Raw genomic sequence first — 16,349 nt, 5'->3', positions numbered from 1 at the left:
TTTTTTTGCTGTACATGTCCTGCTATAATAGATGGGTGATGAAGCAGGGGTTGTAAAGAATGTACTCTTATTGTAACCGCATTGCGTTCTTCTATAATTAGAAATTTTTGTGTAACGGAGGAGTTTTTTCATGGATAAGAAAATCGAAGTACTATCAACGACGCGTATTAAATATTCGTCGGATTTGTATAAAATTGTTGATAGTTTAAATCGTACGTTAAAAGAGCAGGACCTCATGTTCGGACTAGCATTAGACGAAAAAGATAAAGAAACAGCTGTATTTACGATTTACAGAACGTAGTGATACAATGAAAAAGTGGATCTTTGCAATCATTATTGTTATCGTTGCTAGCGGAATATATGGGGCGTATGTTTATAATAAAGCGATGGGAAAGAAAATTCCAAAAGAGTCGAAATTTGTAGAAATTGCTAAAGAAAAAGCAAAGCTTACAAAGGTGAAATCTGTTGATTATTACAACGGAAAATCTGCATATATAGTCGTGCAAGGTACAGATGAAAAGGGAGAACAACTTATCGTTTGGGTGCCTGAGAAAAAAGGGGATACTGTAGTAAGGAAAAAGAGCGAAGGTATTTCTGAAAAAGAGGCTATACAAAGAACAATAGAGCAAGTCGGCAATGAAAGTAAGGAATCAAAAAGTAAGCCGAAAGAGATTATGAAAGTGAAATTAGGCTTTGAAAATGATGTACCACTATGGGAAGTTACATATATTGATGATGACAATCGTTATAGTTATTACTATCTTGAATTTAAAGATGGAAAATTTTTAAGACGATATAGCATTGAAAAATAGATGTAGGGGGAACTACAAATGAAATTAGCAAAGCGAGTAGCTGCTTTAACACCGTCTTCAACTTTAGAAATTACAGCAAAGGCACAAGCATTAAAAGCAGAGGGTCATGATGTAATTGGATTAGGGGCAGGGGAACCTGACTTTAATACACCAGAGCATATTATGGATGCTGCACATAAAGCGATGTTAGAAGGGCATACGAAGTATACACCAACAGGTGGATTACAATCGTTAAAACAAGAAATTGTGAAGAAATTTACTCGCGATCAAGGTATTGCGTATGATCCATCTGAAATTATTGTATGTAATGGTGCAAAGCATGCATTATATACATTATTCCAAGTATTACTTGATGAGGGAGATGAAGTTATCATCCCAACTCCTTACTGGGTAAGCTATCCAGAGCAAGTAAAGCTTGCTGGCGGTAAGCCGGTTTATGTAGAAGGTTTAGAAGACAATGAGTACAAAATTACAGCAAAGCAGCTGCGTGAGGCAATTACAGAGAAAACGAAAGCAGTTATTATTAATTCACCGAGCAATCCAACAGGAATGATTTATAGCAAAGAAGAATTACAACAGCTTGGAGAAGTATGTTTAGAACATGATATTTTAATCGTTTCTGATGAAATTTATGAAAAATTAATTTATGGTGGCGTAGAATATACTTCAATTGCCCAGCTTTCTAATGCATTAAAAGAACAAACACTTATTATTAATGGTGTATCTAAATCTCATTCTATGACAGGATGGCGTATTGGATATGCTGCAGGAAATAAGCAGCTTATTAAAGCAATGACGAATTTAGCGAGTCATAGTACGTCAAACCCTACTTCAATCGCTCAATACGGCGCAATTGCGGCATATGCAGGCTCACAAGAACCTGTGGAAACAATGCGTCAAGCCTTTGAAGAGAGATTAAACATCATTTATGATAAATTAATTCAAATCCCTGGCTTTACTTGTATTAAACCGCAAGGGGCATTTTACTTATTCCCTAACGTAAAAGAAGCTGTAGCTTTATCAGGATATGCAACAGTTGATGATTGGGCAAAAGCTCTATTAGAAGAGGAAAAAGTGGCTCTTGTACCAGGTACAGGATTTGGTGCTCCAAATAATGTTCGTTTATCATATGCGACATCTCTTGAACAAGTAGAGAAAGCATTAGAGCGCATCCATACATTTATGAAAAGTAAAGTGCAAGCTTAATTTTATATTTCATTCATGTAATATAAAAAACCTCCCTATTAATGGGGAGGTTTTTTTGACGGATTGTGGCAAAAAGAAATAGCTAAAGGTGTGTTATACTAGAGAGCGAGGTGTTTGGTGATGAAAAAGAAAATGATGTTACAGTGGTTTGAGCAGGGAAGCATTGCAATTCCAAAATTACTTATGATGCATTATAAAAAATTAGGTTTAAATGAGACGGAATTTATGGTTGTACTTCATGTACACACATTTTTAGAATCAGGTAATTCGTTTCCGACTCCTTCAGAGATTTCTGAACGGATGACGATAACGGAAATGAAATGTATGGAAGTAATTCAGACGTTGATTCAAAAAGGTTTTTTATCACTAGAAGGTGGACAAAGATCAGAAGCGATGATGTGCGAAAGTTATTCTTTACAACCGTTATGGGAAAAAATATTACATTTCTTAATGGATGAATCAATAGAGGAAGAGCAAAAAGAAAAAAAACAGCTACAAGTAAATTTATATACAGTATTTGAAAAAGAATTTGGAAGACCACTTTCGCCGTTCGAATGTGAAACGTTAGGGATGTGGGAGGACCAAGATCAACATCATCCAAATTTAATTCAAGCGGCTCTTAGAGAAGCTGTAATGAGTGGAAAACTAAATTTCCGATATATTGATCGTATTTTATTTGAGTGGAAAAAGAATGGAATTAAAACGGTAGATCAGGCTCAAAATCAAGGTCAAAAATTTAGAGCGAATCAACAAAGGGCACAACAAATGACAAAACAAGAGACGAAATTTACTGGAAAAGTGCCTTTTTATAATTGGTTGGAGCAGTAATATAGGAGGAAAAATATGCTTAACAAAACGCAAATCCGTTATTGTTTAGACACAATGGCGGATATGTATCCAGAAGCACATTGTGAATTGGTTCATGATAATCCATTTGAACTTGTAATCGCGGTGGCGTTATCTGCACAATGTACGGATGTACTTGTAAATAAAGTGACAAGAAATTTATTTCAAAAATATAAAACACCAGAAGATTATTTAAGTGTTTCTCTAGAAGAATTACAACAAGATATACGCTCTATCGGATTGTATAGAAATAAAGCAAAAAACATTCAAAAATTATGCCGAATGTTATTAGATGACTATAATGGAGAAGTACCGAACGATCGAGATGAACTTACGAAATTACCAGGTGTAGGAAGGAAAACAGCGAATGTTGTAGTTTCCGTAGCGTTTGGAATTCCGGCAATTGCTGTTGATACACATGTGGAGCGAGTGAGTAAACGATTAGCTATGTGTAGATGGAAAGACTCTGTGTTAGAAGTAGAAAAAACATTAATGAAGAAAGTACCAATGGATGAGTGGGGAGTTACACATCATCGTATGATTTTCTTTGGACGTTATCATTGTAAAGCACAACGACCGCAATGTGAGGAATGCAGACTGTTAGAAGTATGTCGTGAAGGAAAGAAGCGAATGAAGGTGAAATAAAGGATGGAACGAGTTATAGAAATACCGAAAGAATTTCACTGTTTACCATTTTTTAAAGAAAGTGTAAATTTAATTAAGTATCATACAGACAATTCTTTTGAAGAGATAATACAAAATACTTACTTTATATTTGATATTGAAAGACAGTATGAGCCATGGAAGGAAATTGAAAACAGCATTCCAGTGATGTTGAATGTATGGAAAAATAAGCATGAAGACATTGCTATACTGTTTCGAAATAGAAATAAGCAAGAGGCTGAGGGACCAATGATTCTTTTTGCAGCTCACTTGTTATCGGTTGTCTATTGGCTAAATGAACAACCTGTTCATAGTTTGAATGAAATGCAAATAAATACGAATAAATTAAAAGTGCAACCTGTTAATTTTATGGAAAGATATTCATTCATTATAAAGAAACCGAGTAATTATCATTCTTATATTCAATTAGCGCAGTTGTATATCGAAATAGAAAAGCTGTATGTAAAGAAAATGATAACAAAAAAGAAGTCCGCTTCTCGTTAAGAGAAACGGACTTCTTTTTTTGTATATTAGGACTCTGTTGTAACAACAGCACCGTCTGCGTGAGGTGTATCTCCTCCGGGATTTTGGTGTTGCTGTTCTTGTTGTTTCTTAGCCTCTTCTTCAGCTTTTTTCTTGGCCTCTTCTTCAGCTTTCTTCTTAGCTTCTTCTTCAGCTTTTTTCTTAGCTTCTTCTTCAGCTTTTCTTCTAGCTTCCTCATCAGCTTTCTTTTGAGCTTCTTCTTGCTGTTTACGTTGTTGTTCTTGCTGTTGTTCTTGTTGTTTCTTAGCCTCTTCTTCAGCCTTTTTCTTAGCTTCGTCTTGTTTTACTTTATCTTCATTAGCCTTTTTCTGGGCTTCCTCATCAGCTTTTTTCTTAGCTTCTTCATCGGCCTTTTTCTTAGCCTCTTCTTCAGCTTTTTTTGCATCTGGAGTTCCGCCAGGCGCAGTGAAGGATGCACCAACTGCTGGGCTTGTGCCAGTACCTTTTTTCGCTACTACAGAGAAGCTGTAAGTAACACCTGGTTTAATACCACCAAGAGTAGCTGTCGTACCACTTATTGATAGGCTACCACTTGAACCGTCAGTTGCTTTATAGCTGGCTGCATATGCATCAACTTCTGCTGGTCCAGACCAGTTTAGTGTAACTGTGCTAGCGCCATCAAAAGTGACATTCAGACCACTAGGGGCATCTACTTTAATTTGTTTAATTGCATCTTTTTTCGCACCTTTTACGTATAACTCTCCGTTTATTTCTTGTACAGAAGAAGGACGTTCAAAGCGTGATTTATCTGTAGCGAATTTGCTCATCATTACTTGGAACATTTGCTGTGCAATTCTAGTGGAGCGATCGCTAACATAATTTTTTGGACCATCTTTTTCGTAACCGGTCCAAACAGCCATTGTGTATTGTGGCGTATATCCAGCAAACCAGCTATCTCTGTTTGCATCAGCTGGGATGTCATATTTTTGAAGAACTGATTCATCAAAGTTTTGTGTTCCTGTTTTACCTGCTACGTCAACACCTGAAACGTATGCTGTTGGACCTGTACCACCAGAACCAGGTTTTACTACGTCACGAAGAACGTCAGTAACCATATAAGCTGTATAGTCTTGCATTGCGCGATGTTCTTTCGGTTTAAAGCTTTTCTTTTTCCCGTCCGGGAAGGTTACTTCTTTTACGAAGTGTGGTTTATTATAGTTACCACTATTACCAAAGGTTGCATATGCACCTGCTACTTCTAATGGAGAACTATCGTTACTACCGATTGCTGTTGATTCGTAGACTTTTCCTTCTTTAAAGGTCATGCCTAAACCTTCAGCAAATTCTTTTGACTTATTAAGACCAACTGTTTGTGCTGTCTTTAAAGCTGGAATGTTTAATGACTTTTTCAAAGCTTCACGTAGTGAAACGTCACCTTTGTAACTCTTTGTTGCATTTTGTATTTTCTTACCATTGGAATACGTATACTCTGAGTCGTTTAATTGATGGTATGTAGACCATTGTAAATTTTCAATTGCCGGACCGTAGTCGAAAATTGGTTTCATTGTTGAACCAACTTGGCGTTTTAAATCAGTTGCCATATTATGACCTTTGAAAGTAGACTTACTTTCTTTACGTCCAGCACCAATTGCTCGAACTTCTCCAGACTGTGTATCCATAAATACGAATGACCCTTGGAATTGATCGTCCGGATACTTAATAAGATTGCCATCCATAATTTTGTCGGCGTAATCTTGAGCATCTTGATCAAGTGTTGTATGAATCGTTAAACCATCTGAACCGATATTTACATCAGGATATTCTTTTTCAACTTCTTTTACAACCGCATCTAAAAATGCTTGATACTTCATCTCAGTTACTTCTGAAGACGGTTGAAGGCCCTCAGTTACTGGAATCTTAACGGCGTTATTCATTTCTTCTTTTGTTATATAACCATGTCGATTCATTAATGATAATACGACATTACGACGATTTGTTGCTCGTTCAACATTTTCCTTTTTTGTTGGATCATAAATGTTTGGACCTTGGGGTAAACCAGCGAGCATAGCAGCTTCATGTAATTGCAAGTCTTTTAAATCTTTACCATAATATTTTTGCGCTGCTGTCGCAATACCGTATGAACGGTTACCTAAATTAATCTTATTTAAGTACATTTCTAAAATCTCATGTTTAGAGTATTGTTGCTCTAATTTGTAAGATAAGTACCATTCTTGTACTTTTCTTTTAGCAGTTTTGTCCATCGTTAGAAAGTAGTTTTTAACGACTTGCTGTGTAATCGTACTACCACCTTGGGAACCGAAACCACCAGTGACATTTTCCATAACTGCTTTTGTAGTTCGTTTAAAATCAATTCCATTATGATCATAGAAACGCGAATCCTCAGTTGCAAGGAATGCATTTTCAACTACTTTTGGAATTTGATCATAAGTAACGTGTGTTCGTTTTTCAGCACCGTATTCATAGAAGAAATTCCCGTTTTTATCAAGAAACTTTGTTGATAAAGGATTAACAAGTTTGGCTTTGTCTAATTTTGGAGCATCCTTTACCATAACAAAGAAAGCGGAAACGCCGGCTACAAGACCAACGATACCAAGAAGTAGACAACCTATAAGAAATTTCTTGAAAAAGGAGCCTTTTTTCTTTGGTTTTTCTTCTTTATGTGTTTTTTTCTCTTGATTTTTCACATGATTTCGTTCTGTACGAGAACGATAATTATCTGACATTATACTTTCTCCTACCTTTCATTCTCTCCCCCAAAAGTCGAAAAAAGAGCCTTAGTGATGACTCTATCACGAAAAATAAACCATGTCTAGTACACGGATATAGTCAATCCGAGGGTGATAACCGCATGATAATAAGGATCCATGCTCTTCTATTTCTTCTTTCGTAATCGACTTGCGTCCACCAGTATTTTGACGATTCCAAAATGCAATAATATGTTTTGCATCTAGTAAATAAAATTCATCAAAAAGTGTAAATTTAATAATAACAAATGCAATTCCATTATGAGCAACCACTTGCTTCATATGTTCAATTTGATGAAGGTGGAAGTTTTGAAGTGGGAAACTAGTTTTATTTTTTGTTTCCTTTGCTTCAAAATCGATGTATTTCCCTTTGTATACACCGTTGTAATCTGTTGTAGAAGGTTGTTTAAAATACGCTTCTTTTACCACTGCAGCACTTCGAGCGGGGTAATCTACTTTTACAATTTGAAGAGGTGTAGGCTTTTTATGTACACATGCAATATTATGGGTTAAGTAATATTGATTTGTTTCATTCAATTCCTCTTCAAGGGACATACCTCTATTACTATAAGTATGTGTTTTTATAGGTGTTTTTTGAGGTTGTGAAGCTTGATTATACCTTTTTCCATTTGGGTAACGAATGGTCATAGTGTGTCCACCCCCAACTTGCTAAGAATTACTTACAAAGGTGATTATATCAAAAAATGAAAAAAGATGTGACCTTTTTGATGAAAGGTATGATGACTTATTTATGTTTACATGGAATGATTATATGAAAATGAAACAAAATCGAGAAAAAAATTTTTGTACAGAGGAAGAAAAAGCAATCATTCACAATATTAAAAAGAAAACAGAAATAGCTAATGTGGACAATATTTCTCGGACACAATCTTATCAAGAATATTATTTAAGAAATAGTGAAATCAGGTGGGCCTTTTTAGCGAGTATGGTTTCGAGAAATGCGGGCTGGAATATGACTGATTTAGAAGGGAGATATTATGCTACTGTTTTACCTAGAACGGTAAAAAAACATTTATTTATTCTGTACGAACAGGCTAATTGGATTATTTTTTTAGATGCATTTCCTCAGCTATTATTGTATGAGGAAAGTAAGAAGAGACGTGCACCTCTCTTTCATTTGTTGCAATATTTCAACGTATCAATTTTTATGGAAAAAGAATGGTTACTTTTCTGGGAAAGAAGAGATATGAATAGGCTTATGACAGCGCTTATTATAAATGAACAAAATAAAATTCAAAAACCAGTCATTGAGAACACATATTTTAAAAAACATGTATTCCATACTGCACTTTTTAAAGTACAAGAAAGACTTCATATTAGTGCAGTTATCTTCCCAACAATTGAAGGGAGAATGTATGGATTTTCGGTTTATCAATTTGAAACGTTACAACAGCGCATAGAACTAGGAAAAAAATTAGCATGGTTATTGTTTCATCCAATTTATAATGGTTCGTTTTATAAGTTTGCATTGCAAACTACACATACTGGGTCTAGAGAAGATTATGAAGTTTACGCAAAGGAAACTCGAAAGTCTTATACGCCAACACTTAGAGATATTTATCCTGTTATTTTACATGAAGAAATAAAAATGAGAGATTGGTTTTGTGCAAATATGAAAATGAATGTGCTATTTGTACCTGAAGAACCTAAAGGGGAAGTTAATATAACAGAATGGTATAGAAGAAAGAGAGAACAAATCTATAGGCTATCTATCGCAAATCGTTTTGCTAAAAGGATGGATGAGTTCATGATATAATAAAAAAGAAGTCCCGTCTTCCATTTTGAAGACGGGACTTCTTAATTTGAAACAATCCTGCTATGTGTGCTACAACTTTAATCTCAAAACGTAATGCTAGTAGGAGATTAAGGGTGACTTGAAATTTAACTGTTCGTAATAAAGTCTCGCTTTATGTAGCAGGGAAGTTTGGACCATCTAGCTTTGGATTGCCAGTCTCGGGTTTATTTTGTTGTTTGTTTTGGTTTTTCTTTTTTTCATTTTTGTTCTTTGCCATTGTAATACACCTCCTTTTTGTATTGTTACCATTTCTATAAATGACATACGAAATGATTTCTTTGACGAATAACAACTAGTTTTGTCATGTGGGCAGGAGTGGTGAATCATTCGGCGAAATTACATGACAAAGGAAAAGCAAAGAAGGAGGCGTTTTGTATATGGCGATGGTTCAGAAGGAAGATGTAATGAAAAAAATGGATCAAATGTTAAGTTCTCTCGATTTGCTGGAAATGAATATAGGGATTAGAATGAATCATGCATTAAAGGATGCGAGTGAAAAAATATGCAATAAGATAGAAATAACAGAAATGCATATTGAACATATGGAAAATAAATTAGTGCATCACGAAGAGAAAGGGAATTGGGTAAAGACATTTCAAAACGTCGTAGTGAGTGCATAATAAGGTGGGAAAGAAATGAAGAATGAAGCATTAATACAGTCTTCAGAAAAACTCATGCAGTATAATAATGAAGCGAATGTAAAAAAGAGAGAACTAACCGAATACGACTTTTATAAGGATATGAAACCGTTTGTAGATATGGTAGATGAGGAATTAAAGAAGTGGAAAGAATTAGCTTATAAGTGGATTAAAGAAGAAAAGCCAAAATATATACATGTACAGCAAATTGATCAAGTATATGATAATTTACAAACGAATGTGTTGCAATGCTTTGTAAATAAAGGTAAAGGTAAACGATTCTTTGAAACACACCAAGCCATTTCGTATACTTTGCAAAATATAGTTGAGCAATGTAAATAACAAGAGGGAGAGCCCTCTTGTTATTTTTATGCTTCTGTCATTGTTGTAGGTTTTGTTGCGCCGTTTATTTCTAATTCTTTTATTAATGTTCGATAATCTGATATGCATATTTTTCCTTCGAGATACCAATGTCTCGCAAAGTCTAATAATTCATTTGCATTCTCTGTGCAATACCCCTTTTTTTGAGAAAACGCTTGTTTTAAATCCCCTAATACCATGTTGATTCCTCCCCCATGAGAATCTTCTTCTTCATTATCATAGCATGGAAGGGTTTTCTTTTTTAATTTTTTAAAAATTTAAACTTCCGACAAAAATAGACAGATACTCCATCACACATATTATTTTATAGGTACATATTATATATGTAGAAACTTATGTGAAGGAGGAGAGAATGCATGTTTCAACAACCTAACTTATATCAGCAAACGAATCCATATGCACAGCAAAATATGTACCAATATAATACGGATACATATTTACGGTATAATATGTATCCTTTCGAGCCTTATTATGGAAATCAAAAATATTATCAACCGTTTGAAGTGTCCTTTATGAATCAAGCTCAACAACCACAACAGCAGCAGCAACCTTATGTGAATCAAGCTCAACAACCACAACAGCAGCAACCTTATGTGAATCAAGCTCAACAATCACAAGCTCAGCAACCATACATGAATCAACCACAGCAGCAGCCTTATATGAATTCGCAATATTATATGCCACCACCATCTCCGTATGCTAATCAACAAGCGATGTTTTATCCACCAAAACAACCGTACCCGACGCAGGGTAAGCAAAAGCAACAACAGCCAAGCCAGTTTTCTAGTTTTGTTTCTCAATTTAAAACATCAGATGGTAACTATGATGTAAATAAAATGATGAATACAGCTGGACAAATGATGAATGCGATGAATCAAGTGACAGGTATTGTAAAGCAAGTTGGAGGCTTTTTTGGTAAGTGATGTTGAAGGATTGTCTATAAAAACAATGTAAATGAAATAAAGGACTAGACAAATTTCCTTGTAATAAATGGGTATATATAACAAACGGCTTTCTCTCTTTTCTCATACTGTAAAGTGTAATCAGATTTTTTTAACGAGAGAGGAGAGAAAAAACTATGCATCATTGTCATCCTTGCTTTGGAGGGCATAAGCCTACAGGACCTATTTGTACGACTGCTCCTGTCATTCATCCGACGAAACAATGCGTAACACACTCTTTTTCAACAACGGTGGTGCCACACATTTTCCCAACACATACAACACATGTACATCATCAACAAATTAAAAACCAAAACTTCTTCCCGCAAACAAATTCAAATGTAAATGTTGTGGACCCAATCGACCCAGGATTCGGTGGCGGATGTGGACCGTGTGGCCATGGTCATCATCATCATCACCACGGTCATCAAATATCTCCATTTGGGCCAGGACCGAATGTATCACCGTTTGGACCAGGACCAAATGTATCACCGTTTTTACCAAACAATGTATCACCAGTAGGTCCAAATATCGGACCAAACGTTGGTGGAATATTTAAAAAGTAAATGATATGTTAGAACTAGCGAAATGCTAGTTCTTTTTTTGTAATTGGAGTGTTGATATGAAAGTTATTGCAGTAACAGGATATAAGCCATTTGAACTTGGAATATTTAAAAATGATCATCCAGGAGTGGAGTGTATAAAGAAAGCATTACACCGTAAATTAATCACTTTTGTAGAAGATGGTTTAGAATGGGTTATAATAAGCGGCCAATTAGGTGTAGAATTATGGGCTGCTGAAGTTGTTTTTGAAATGCAAGTAGAATATCCTGATTTAAAATTAGCGGTATTCACTCCGTTTTTAGAACAAGAAGAAAATTGGAAAGAAGATAATCGTGAATATTACGAATTTATTCTTTCTCAAGCAGACCATGTTGATAGTATCACGAAACGGAAGTATGAAAGCCCAGAGCAATTTAAATTAAAAAATCAATTTTTTATTGAAAAAAGTGATGCGCTTTTAGCGGTATACGATGAAGAAAAACCAGGAAGTCCCAAATATATTGTAGAATCAGCAAAGAAAAAAGGAGAAATAGAAAATTATCACAGTTATTTCATTCTTTTTTCTGATTTACAAGATATAATAGAAGAGGAACAGTGGAATAATGCAGAGTAATATGTAATATAGTACTCGTATATATGATTGACAAAAAGCATTGTTTCTGAAAAAATTTAGTTAATGAAAGTTTTGGTAAAAATTTGAGGTGAAGAAAATGATTTCGGATAAAATTAAATTAACAGCGAAAGATATTTTAGAAAAAGAATTTAAAACAGGTATGAGAGGTTATCAGCAAGAAGAAGTAGACAAGTTTCTTGATATGATCATTAAAGACTATGAAGCTTTCCACAAAGAGTTTGAGCAATTAAAGCAACAAAATGCTCGTTTAAAGCGTGAATTAGAGGAACAAAAACTAGCAGTAACGCAAGTTCCACAACAACCTGTACAAACACCAGTTGCACAACCGGTTTATAACAACACGAATACGGATATTTTAAAACGCTTATCTAACTTAGAAAAAGCTGTATTTGGAAGTAAGTTATACGAATGATGTAAGGTGGGAAAAGGTTTAAGCATTTTACATAGAAAAAAACGTTGCAAAATCTTTTTGTTTCCACTATACTAATGGATGTCATAACGTTTGGGTAATCGCTGCAACGCCAACGTTGTAGAGGAAAGTCCATGCTCGCACGGCCTGAGATGGCTGTAGTGTTCGTGCCTAGCCAATTCATAAGCTAGGGTATTCTGGCTGTAAGGCTGGTTTAACGGCAGGGAAAAAACCTAAGTCCTTTCGGATATGGTTTGACTACCTTTAAAGTGCCACAGTGACGAAGTCCTTGAAGAAATGATAGGAGTGGAACGAGGTAAACCCCACGAGCGAGAAACCCAAATAATGGTAGGGGAATCTTTTCCAAGGAAATGAACGACGGGAAAGGACAGGTTTTATAACCTGTAGATAGATGATTGCCACCGGAGTACGAGGCGTGGGCCGTTTGTAGTACAAAGGAACAGAACATGGCTTACAGAACGTTATGAACCAACTATGAAATAACTCAGCTCTCCTTTGTTAGAGGAGGGCTTTTTATTTGTATGAAGTTATAAAGTATGAGTTAAAATGGTTAATGAGAAAATTTTTCGTAAAATGTAATAATTAATAGGACCAATTGCTATTAATTATTGTTTGAATATACATAAGAGGTGAATGCAAATGGGAAAAGTTACTTTAATTGCAACAGCGGCAATGGGTATTGAAGCGTTAGTTGCCCGAGAAGTTCGCGATCTTGGTTATGAATGTCAAGTAGAAAACAGCAAAGTAACATTTGAAGCAGATGAAAAGGCGATTTGTCGTACGAACTTATGGTTACGTACTGCGGACCGTGTAAAAATTAAAGTTGGCGAATTTAAAGCAACGACATTTGATGAGCTATTTGAAAAAACAAAAGCATTAAACTGGGGAGATTATATTCCAGAGAATGGTGAATTCCCTGTTATCGGTAAATCTTTAAAATCTGAATTATTCAGTGTTTCGGATTGCCAACGTATCGTTAAAAAAGCTGTCGTTGAAAAATTAAAAACAACATATAAACGTACAACTTGGTTTGAAGAAGATGGTCCGTTATTCCGTATCGAGATTGCAATGCTCAAGGATATTGCAACATTAACAATTGATGCGAGCGGTGTTGGGCTTCATAAACGTGGATACCGTATGGATCAAGGGGAAGCTCCGTTAAAAGAAACATTAGCTGCGTCTTTAATTAAATTAACAAACTGGAAGCCAGATCGTCCATTTGTTGATCCATTCTGTGGATCAGGTACAATTCCGATTGAAGCAGCATTAATTGGACAAAACATTGCACCAGGATTTAACCGTGGTTTCGCATCTGACGAGTGGGGCTGGGTAGGGAAACAAAACTGGCGTGAAGCTCGTCAAGAAGCTGAAGATTTAGCGAACTATGATCAACGATTACAAATCATTGGATCAGATATTGATCATCGTATGATTCGAGTTGCTCAAGATAACGCAGAAGAAGTAGGCTTAGGCGATTTAATTACATTTAAACAAATGCAAGTAAAAGATTTCACAACAAAAGAGGATTATGGCTACGTTGTAACGAATCCTCCATACGGAGAACGTTTAAGTGAAAAAGCACTTGTTGAACAACTGTATAAAGAAATGGGACAAGTATTCCGCCCATTAGATACATGGTCAGCGTATGTATTAACAAGCTACGAAGCATTTGAGAAGTGTTACGGAAAAGATGCGTCGAAGAAGCGTAAGCTGTTTAACGGATTTATCCGTACAGATTACTACCAATACTTCGGAAAACGTCCACCGCGTAATTCATAGTATAAAACTCCTCTAGCGCGCATATACTGGCTATTATGTAATGCGTAAAGGAGGAAGTCATATGGATAATTTTCAATTATCAATGATTCAAAAAGCTATTCACCGTACGTATGATGAGCTCGGAAAAGAAGTGGATAGTCAAGGTGCGATTGTAGATGAAATACAAAAAGCACAAGAAGAATATTTGTCAGCTCTTTCACATGAAACAGCGATTGATAAACGGTATTTAAAGTCATTAATATAGAAGAAAATTTTCCTTTTTCGAAAGGAAAATTTTTTTTCGTGAATTTCTATGTATTGCAACAGGGGAAAGTGGCTGCACACATATGCGTAGCAGTTGCTATTATCTTTTTATAGAAAAACTTTTTGGTTGGAGGCTAAGGATGTTTACTGAGAAGAGATTACCATTTGAAGTAGGAAAACAAGATAATTTTTATGATAAGTTGAATGAGTGGATTGGAGATGTGTTTTACGACATCCTTCCGGAAAAAGGCTTTGAAGAGCGTGATGAACAAATTTTTATGGCGTTTCAGTTAGAACGCGCTTTCCAAGAAAAGAAAGTTATGTTCGCAGAAGCTGGTGTAGGAACAGGGAAAACAATTGTATATCTTCTATATGCAATTTGTTACGCGCGTTATACTGGGAAACCAGCTATTATTGCTTGTGCAGATGAAACGTTAATTGAGCAGCTTGTGAAAGAAGAAGGGGACATCGCTAAGTTATCTGAAGTATTAGGGCTATCTGTTGATGTAAGGCTTGCAAAATCAATGGATAATTATTTATGCTTACGTAAACTTGAAGATGTTATGAGTGGACGAGCTCCAGAAGTAATTGAAGACGTATATTACGAGTTACCACAGTTTGTATTCGATCATGGTACGATGCAAAACTTTACTCACTATGGTGACAGAAAAGAATTTCCACTTTTAAATGACGAAGAATGGTCAAAAGTAAATTGGGATTACTTCCAAGATTGCTTTACTTGTGATTCTCGTCATCGTTGTGGACAAACTCTTTCTCGTGAACATTATCGTAAAGCAGCAGATTTAATTATTTGTTCTCAAGATTTCTATATGGATCATATTTGGACGTACGATGCTCGTAAGCGTGAAGGGCAAATTCCATTATTACCAGAAAGTAGCTGCGTTGTATTCGATGAAGGACATCTTGTAGAATATGCAGCTCAAAAAGCTTTAACATACCGTTTAAAGCAAACGATGATGGAGCAACTATTAACGAGATTGCTACAAAACGATATTCGTGAGGAGTTTGCACATTTAGTAGAAGAAACAATTTGGCAAACTGAACGATTCTTTGATGTGTTACAAGAGAATAAAAAGGAAATTGCCGGTTCTGATCGTCTAGAAATTACTGTGACAGAAAAAGTAACAGCTGAAGCGAAACGACTTTATGCAAAAATCGGTGAAGTTGGAGATGCATTAGTATTCGAAAGTGAAATGCATACAGTAAACACGTATGATTTAAATATTGTTGATGAGCATTTAGATGTATTAGAACATTCACTTCGTCTGTTCATGCACGAGAAAAATGTAATTACTTGGGGTGAAGAAGGTGATGGTGCCTTCACGTTAGTTATTATGCCGCGTGCAGTTGAAGAAGTGTTACAAGAGAAAGTATTCTCGAAGAAAATACCGTATATTTTCTCTTCTGCGACATTATCGAACAACGATTCATTCGCTTTCACAGCTAATAGCCTAGGGGTAAAAGATTACTTGTCATTCTCAGTTGCTTCACCGTTTGATTACGAAGAGCAAATGACAGTAAACTTACTATCACATACGAAAGAAAATGAATGGGAAAGAAAGTGTCAATATACACTTGAAAATATACAAAAAACAAATGGACGTACGCTTGTATTATTCCGTACAACGCAAGAGCTTGCAGCGTTCAAAGAGTATGTAAGTAAAGAGCAAATGTCGGTTCCGTTCTTATATGAAGGAGATCAGGAAATTAGCCAGCTCGTTTCTCGTTTCCAAAATGAAGAAGAGACTGTACTTTGTGCGGTTCATTTATGGGAAGGTTTAGATATTCCTGGTTCATCATTATCGCACGTTATTATTTGGTCTTTACCATTCCCTCCAAACGATCCTGTGTTTGAAGCGAAACGTAAGCACGTAAATGATCCATTCTGGGATGTAGATGTACCATATATGATTTTACGACTTCGTCAAGGAATTGGGCGTTTAATTCGTACAAGTGAAGATAAAGGTGCTATATCAATTTTCTTATCTGATTCAGAAGATGAGAAAGTAGTTGCAGCTGTGAAAAATGTACTGCCAGTAGAAGGTAAAGAATTATAAGGAGAAAGCTTGGCGCTTGCCAAGCTTTTTTTCTATTATAAAAGGAATTTATGTTTCTGTGTCGAATTAA

20 protein-coding genes and 1 other RNA gene are annotated in these 16,349 nt (G+C 35.6%); 17 read left to right on the top strand and 4 right to left on the bottom strand.

Translation table 11 applies throughout. The features are described from left to right. Positions 1–130: 130 nt before the first annotated feature. The 6 genes from ACTFR3_RS08885 (at position 131) to ACTFR3_RS08860 (ending at position 4,031) form a co-directional block, all read left to right on the top strand. Complete coding sequence (locus tag ACTFR3_RS08885; protein ID WP_000358352.1) at positions 131–301, top strand: YpmA family protein; 171 nt, start codon at positions 131–133, stop codon at positions 299–301. Between the two features lie 7 nt (positions 302–308). Continuing rightward, complete coding sequence (locus ACTFR3_RS08880; protein WP_000758739.1) at positions 309–812, top strand: cell wall elongation regulator TseB-like domain-containing protein; 504 nt, start codon at positions 309–311, stop codon at positions 810–812. 18 nt (positions 813–830) lie between these two features. Next, positions 831–2,018: an aspartate transaminase AspB gene (aspB, locus tag ACTFR3_RS08875; RefSeq protein ID WP_000761571.1), complete on the top strand. Its 1,188-nt coding sequence runs from the start codon at positions 831–833 to the stop codon at positions 2,016–2,018. A gap of 120 nt (positions 2,019–2,138) precedes the next feature. After that, positions 2,139–2,846, top strand: coding sequence for a DNA replication protein DnaD (dnaD, locus tag ACTFR3_RS08870; protein ID WP_000728552.1), 708 nt, complete (start codon positions 2,139–2,141; stop codon positions 2,844–2,846). A 15-nt stretch (positions 2,847–2,861) separates the two neighbouring features. Further along, positions 2,862–3,509: an endonuclease III gene (gene nth, locus ACTFR3_RS08865; protein WP_000933034.1), complete on the top strand. Its 648-nt coding sequence runs from the start codon at positions 2,862–2,864 to the stop codon at positions 3,507–3,509. 3 nt (positions 3,510–3,512) lie between these two features. Next, positions 3,513–4,031, top strand: coding sequence for a YpoC family protein (locus tag ACTFR3_RS08860; RefSeq protein ID WP_000442652.1), 519 nt, complete (start codon positions 3,513–3,515; stop codon positions 4,029–4,031). Positions 4,032–4,057: 26 nt separating this feature from the next. Here ACTFR3_RS08860 and ACTFR3_RS08855 read toward each other — a convergent pair whose 3' ends face one another. Beyond that, positions 4,058–6,754 carry a PBP1A family penicillin-binding protein gene (locus tag ACTFR3_RS08855; protein ID WP_001283086.1) on the bottom strand — a complete coding sequence of 899 codons (2,697 nt, stop codon included), beginning with the start codon at positions 6,752–6,754 and terminating at the stop codon, positions 4,058–4,060. 66 nt (positions 6,755–6,820) lie between these two features. Continuing rightward, entirely contained in the window at positions 6,821–7,423 is a 603-nt protein-coding gene (gene recU, locus ACTFR3_RS08850) for a Holliday junction resolvase RecU (protein ID WP_000155598.1), read from the bottom strand. A 103-nt stretch (positions 7,424–7,526) separates the two neighbouring features. On the opposite strand from recU, the gene ACTFR3_RS08845 reads away from it, so the two are divergent. Continuing rightward, positions 7,527–8,552, top strand: coding sequence for a DUF2515 domain-containing protein (locus tag ACTFR3_RS08845; RefSeq protein WP_000495658.1), 1,026 nt, complete (start codon positions 7,527–7,529; stop codon positions 8,550–8,552). Between the two features lie 151 nt (positions 8,553–8,703). Here ACTFR3_RS08845 and ACTFR3_RS08840 read toward each other — a convergent pair whose 3' ends face one another. Then, complete coding sequence (locus ACTFR3_RS08840) at positions 8,704–8,883, bottom strand: hypothetical protein (protein ID WP_001987054.1); 180 nt, start codon at positions 8,881–8,883, stop codon at positions 8,704–8,706. Between the two features lie 85 nt (positions 8,884–8,968). Here ACTFR3_RS08840 and ACTFR3_RS08835 point away from each other — a divergent pair, with 85 nt between their 5' ends. Beyond that, positions 8,969–9,211 carry a hypothetical protein gene (locus tag ACTFR3_RS08835; protein WP_001252036.1) on the top strand — a complete coding sequence of 81 codons (243 nt, stop codon included), beginning with the start codon at positions 8,969–8,971 and terminating at the stop codon, positions 9,209–9,211. Between the two features lie 15 nt (positions 9,212–9,226). Beyond that, positions 9,227–9,571 (top strand): YppE family protein, encoded by a 345-nt coding sequence (locus ACTFR3_RS08830; RefSeq protein ID WP_000786939.1) that lies wholly within the window; start codon positions 9,227–9,229, stop codon positions 9,569–9,571. Positions 9,572–9,597: 26 nt separating this feature from the next. Here the strand turns inward: ACTFR3_RS08830 and ACTFR3_RS08825 are convergent, their stop codons facing one another. Next, positions 9,598–9,789, bottom strand: coding sequence for a YppF family protein (locus ACTFR3_RS08825; RefSeq protein WP_000242652.1), 192 nt, complete (start codon positions 9,787–9,789; stop codon positions 9,598–9,600). A 177-nt stretch (positions 9,790–9,966) separates the two neighbouring features. Here ACTFR3_RS08825 and ACTFR3_RS08820 point away from each other — a divergent pair, with 177 nt between their 5' ends. The 8 genes from ACTFR3_RS08820 to ACTFR3_RS08785 all read left to right on the top strand — a co-directional run bounded on the left by ACTFR3_RS08820 (position 9,967) and on the right by ACTFR3_RS08785 (position 16,279). Beyond that, a complete protein-coding gene (locus ACTFR3_RS08820) occupies positions 9,967–10,533 on the top strand; it encodes a YppG family protein (RefSeq protein ID WP_440044363.1) in 567 nt (188 codons plus the stop codon). Between the two features lie 155 nt (positions 10,534–10,688). Continuing rightward, positions 10,689–11,117, top strand: coding sequence for a CotD family spore coat protein (locus ACTFR3_RS08815; RefSeq protein WP_000546270.1), 429 nt, complete (start codon positions 10,689–10,691; stop codon positions 11,115–11,117). A gap of 56 nt (positions 11,118–11,173) precedes the next feature. Next, positions 11,174–11,728 carry a DUF1273 domain-containing protein gene (locus ACTFR3_RS08810; RefSeq protein ID WP_000862908.1) on the top strand — a complete coding sequence of 185 codons (555 nt, stop codon included), beginning with the start codon at positions 11,174–11,176 and terminating at the stop codon, positions 11,726–11,728. 97 nt (positions 11,729–11,825) lie between these two features. Next, positions 11,826–12,161 carry a cell division regulator GpsB gene (gpsB, locus tag ACTFR3_RS08805; RefSeq protein WP_000622431.1) on the top strand — a complete coding sequence of 112 codons (336 nt, stop codon included), beginning with the start codon at positions 11,826–11,828 and terminating at the stop codon, positions 12,159–12,161. A gap of 86 nt (positions 12,162–12,247) precedes the next feature. Then, positions 12,248–12,638: RNase P RNA component class B (gene rnpB / locus ACTFR3_RS08800), an RNA gene on the top strand. Between the two features lie 180 nt (positions 12,639–12,818). Further along, the gene (locus ACTFR3_RS08795) at positions 12,819–13,958 is read left to right on the top strand and encodes a THUMP domain-containing class I SAM-dependent RNA methyltransferase (protein ID WP_000521224.1); all 1,140 of its coding nucleotides are present in this window, start codon (positions 12,819–12,821) and stop codon (positions 13,956–13,958) included. A gap of 61 nt (positions 13,959–14,019) precedes the next feature. After that, positions 14,020–14,202 carry a DUF3921 domain-containing protein gene (locus ACTFR3_RS08790; RefSeq protein ID WP_000368570.1) on the top strand — a complete coding sequence of 61 codons (183 nt, stop codon included), beginning with the start codon at positions 14,020–14,022 and terminating at the stop codon, positions 14,200–14,202. A gap of 139 nt (positions 14,203–14,341) precedes the next feature. Beyond that, positions 14,342–16,279, top strand: coding sequence for an ATP-dependent DNA helicase (locus ACTFR3_RS08785; RefSeq protein ID WP_440044362.1), 1,938 nt, complete (start codon positions 14,342–14,344; stop codon positions 16,277–16,279). Positions 16,280–16,349: the final 70 nt, after the last annotated feature.

The organism is Bacillus cereus group sp. MYBK14-1 (genome assembly GCF_051916885.1).
In the GTDB taxonomy this organism is placed as follows: Bacteria; Bacillota; Bacilli; order Bacillales; family Bacillaceae_G; genus Bacillus_A; species Bacillus_A cereus.
Note: the sequence above shows the minus strand (reverse complement) of the source record. Positions and strands in the feature narration are given on the sequence as shown.

Coding starts and splice junctions, on each gene's coding strand:
- ACTFR3_RS08885 (WP_000358352.1), top strand. CDS start 131: ATGGATAAGAAAATCGAAGTACTATCAACGACGCGTATTAAATATTCG.
- ACTFR3_RS08880 (WP_000758739.1), top strand. CDS start 309: ATGAAAAAGTGGATCTTTGCAATCATTATTGTTATCGTTGCTAGCGGA.
- aspB (WP_000761571.1), top strand. CDS start 831: ATGAAATTAGCAAAGCGAGTAGCTGCTTTAACACCGTCTTCAACTTTA.
- dnaD (WP_000728552.1), top strand. CDS start 2,139: ATGAAAAAGAAAATGATGTTACAGTGGTTTGAGCAGGGAAGCATTGCA.
- nth (WP_000933034.1), top strand. CDS start 2,862: ATGCTTAACAAAACGCAAATCCGTTATTGTTTAGACACAATGGCGGAT.
- ACTFR3_RS08860 (WP_000442652.1), top strand. CDS start 3,513: ATGGAACGAGTTATAGAAATACCGAAAGAATTTCACTGTTTACCATTT.
- ACTFR3_RS08855 (WP_001283086.1), bottom strand. CDS start 6,754: ATGTCAGATAATTATCGTTCTCGTACAGAACGAAATCATGTGAAAAAT.
- recU (WP_000155598.1), bottom strand. CDS start 7,423: ATGACCATTCGTTACCCAAATGGAAAAAGGTATAATCAAGCTTCACAA.
- ACTFR3_RS08845 (WP_000495658.1), top strand. CDS start 7,527: ATGTTTACATGGAATGATTATATGAAAATGAAACAAAATCGAGAAAAA.
- ACTFR3_RS08835 (WP_001252036.1), top strand. CDS start 8,969: ATGGCGATGGTTCAGAAGGAAGATGTAATGAAAAAAATGGATCAAATG.
- ACTFR3_RS08830 (WP_000786939.1), top strand. CDS start 9,227: ATGAAGAATGAAGCATTAATACAGTCTTCAGAAAAACTCATGCAGTAT.
- ACTFR3_RS08825 (WP_000242652.1), bottom strand. CDS start 9,789: ATGGTATTAGGGGATTTAAAACAAGCGTTTTCTCAAAAAAAGGGGTAT.
- ACTFR3_RS08820 (WP_440044363.1), top strand. CDS start 9,967: ATGTTTCAACAACCTAACTTATATCAGCAAACGAATCCATATGCACAG.
- ACTFR3_RS08815 (WP_000546270.1), top strand. CDS start 10,689: ATGCATCATTGTCATCCTTGCTTTGGAGGGCATAAGCCTACAGGACCT.
- ACTFR3_RS08810 (WP_000862908.1), top strand. CDS start 11,174: ATGAAAGTTATTGCAGTAACAGGATATAAGCCATTTGAACTTGGAATA.
- gpsB (WP_000622431.1), top strand. CDS start 11,826: ATGATTTCGGATAAAATTAAATTAACAGCGAAAGATATTTTAGAAAAA.
- ACTFR3_RS08795 (WP_000521224.1), top strand. CDS start 12,819: ATGGGAAAAGTTACTTTAATTGCAACAGCGGCAATGGGTATTGAAGCG.
- ACTFR3_RS08790 (WP_000368570.1), top strand. CDS start 14,020: ATGGATAATTTTCAATTATCAATGATTCAAAAAGCTATTCACCGTACG.
- ACTFR3_RS08785 (WP_440044362.1), top strand. CDS start 14,342: ATGTTTACTGAGAAGAGATTACCATTTGAAGTAGGAAAACAAGATAAT.